The sequence below is a fragment of the Alcanivorax sp. HI0044 genome (genome assembly GCF_001634945.1).
In genome coordinates this window covers 1-2,319 of sequence record NZ_LWEZ01001278.1, presented here as the reverse complement: position 1 = coordinate 2,319, position 2,319 = coordinate 1, and the positions used below count along the sequence as shown (strand labels likewise).

At 61.2% G+C, this 2,319-nt stretch carries 2 protein-coding genes; both read left to right on the top strand.

The features are described from left to right. Positions 1-916, top strand: a 916-nt coding sequence (locus A3730_RS18430; protein WP_063538645.1) for an efflux RND transporter periplasmic adaptor subunit, incomplete at its 5' end; no start/stop codon positions are given. Between the two features lie 11 nt (positions 917-927). Further along, positions 928-2,319: efflux RND transporter permease subunit (locus A3730_RS18425; protein ID WP_197477523.1), on the top strand; the 1,392-nt coding region annotated here is incomplete at its 3' end.

Below are 2,319 nucleotides of genomic sequence, written 5' to 3'. Positions count from 1 at the left end.
CGTGCCGGCGGAAATTATCAGCAACCAGTACCGCACCTGGGTGGTGCCGGTGCGTATCGATTCCCAGGTGCAGTCTCGCAGTGCCACGCTTGGCCAGCACATGGAAAAAGGGGATGCCATTGCCACCCTGTTCAGCCCGGCCATGGCGCAGTTACAAAGTGATCTGCAAGTGGCAGCGGACGGCTGGCGGCGGGTTAAAAACCTCGGCCGGCGTACCGTGGGCAACCAGCGCTATCTGGACGCGCAAAGTCAGTACCAGTCCCTGCGAGCCCGGGCCAAGGGTTATGGCCTCAGTAACAGCGCCATCGCTGATATCGAAGCCGGAAAAAATGAAAAAGGGGTTTATACCCTCACAGCGCCGGACGATGGCCTGGTGCTGGAAGATGCCTTCCAGCAAGGGCAATGGTTAACCGCGGGCAGCGCCCTGGTCACGCTGGTGGATGAATCCGAACTGTGGGCCGAAGCCGCCCTGCCGCCGAGCCCCGGTTTGCAGATCAGCACCGGCACCCCGGCCCGCGTCATCGTGGGTGGCACATCCGTGGACGGCAAGGTGATCCAGTCTGGCCATCGCCTCAATCCCGTCACCCGTACCCTTGCGGTGCGAGTGGCGATTCCCAATGCGGGCCATCTGTTGCACCCCGGCATGTTTGCCGATGTGGCACTGGCGTTGGCGGCACCGGAGAACACCCTCACCGTGCCGGAAGAGGCGCTCACCCGTAGCGCCGATGGCGATTGGCAACTGTTCGTGGAAGAAGAGCCTGGCCACTACAAACCCGTGGAAATCCAACTCAATGGCCAGCTGGAAAACCGCCGCATCGTTACGGGTCTTGAACCGGGTACGCGCGTGGTCACTCGCGGGGCGTTTTTTCTGGCCAGTGAAATGGCCAAGTCCGGTTTCGATATTCACAATCACTGAGGATCACCGTCATGTTTAATCGACTTGTCGATTGGGCGGTGAACAACCGCCTCATTGTGTTGCTGTTACTGGTCATCACCATTGGCGTGATCGGCTGGCAATTGCCCAACCTGAAACTGGATGCCTTCCCGGACGTGACCAACGTCCAGGTACAGGTGAACACCGAAGCCGAAGGCCTGGCAGCGGAAGAAGTGGAGCAGCTGATCACCTATCCCATCGAGGCAGTGATGTATGCATTGCCGCAGGTGGCCGAGGTGCGTTCCATCTCCAAGACCGGCCTGTCCATCGTCACCGTGGTGTTCGAGGAAGGCACCGATATCTATTTCGCCCGCCAGCTGGTGTTCGAGCGATTGCAGGCCGCACGGGAAGATATTCCCGACGGCGTCGGCACCCCGGAAATGGGCCCCAACACCTCCGGCCTGGGTCAGGTGTATCAATACCTGCTCACCGCCGAGCCGGGCTCCGGCGTGGATGCCATGCAACTGCGCAGCCTTAACGACTGGGTGGTGAAACTGCTGCTCATGCCCGTGGGCGGCGTCACCGATGTGCTCAGCTATGGCGGTGAAGTGCGCCAGTATCAGGTCAACGTGAACCCCACCCGGTTGCTCGCCTACGACTTGAGCCTGCAACAGGTCATGGATGCCATTGCCGCCAACAACCGCAACGCCGGTGGCTGGTATCTGGATCGCGGCGCCGAGCAACTGGTGATTCGTGGCNTGGGCTGGGTCGGCAGTGGCGAGCAAGGGCTCGGCGACATTGCCGCCATTCCCCTCAAGGAAGTGGACGGCACCCAGGTGCGCGTGAGTGATGTGGCGAAAGTGGAATTCGGCGGCGAGATCCGTCAGGGCGCGCTCACCATGACCCGCCGCGATGCCAACGGTGAACCGCAAGCGTTAGGTGAAGTGGTGGCGGGCATTGTGCTCAAGCGCATGGGCGCCAACACCAAGGCCACCATTGATGGCATCAAGGAGCGCGAAGCGCGCATCCAGCAGGCCCTGCCGGAGGGTGTGCAGTTCGAGGTGTTCTACGATCAGGCGGACCTGGTGGAAAAAGCAGTGAGCACCGTGGTTACCGCCTTGCTGCTGGCGTTTGTGTTTATCGTCATCGTACTGGCCCTGTTCCTGATGAACCTGCGCGCCACCGCGTTGGTATTGTTGTCCATTCCGCTCTCCATCGGCCTGGCCTTGTTGGCGATGGCCAGCCTGGGCATGTCCGCCAACCTGATGTCACTGGGTGGCCTGGCCGTGGCCATCGGCATGCTGGTGGATGGCTCCGTGGTGATGGTGGAAAACATCTTCAAACATCTGAGCCGAAAAGAGGGTAGCCACGACACCAAAGGCGGCATTGCCTTACGCGTGAAAGACGCCGCCCAGGAAGTGGCACGCCCGGTGTTCTTCGCCGCC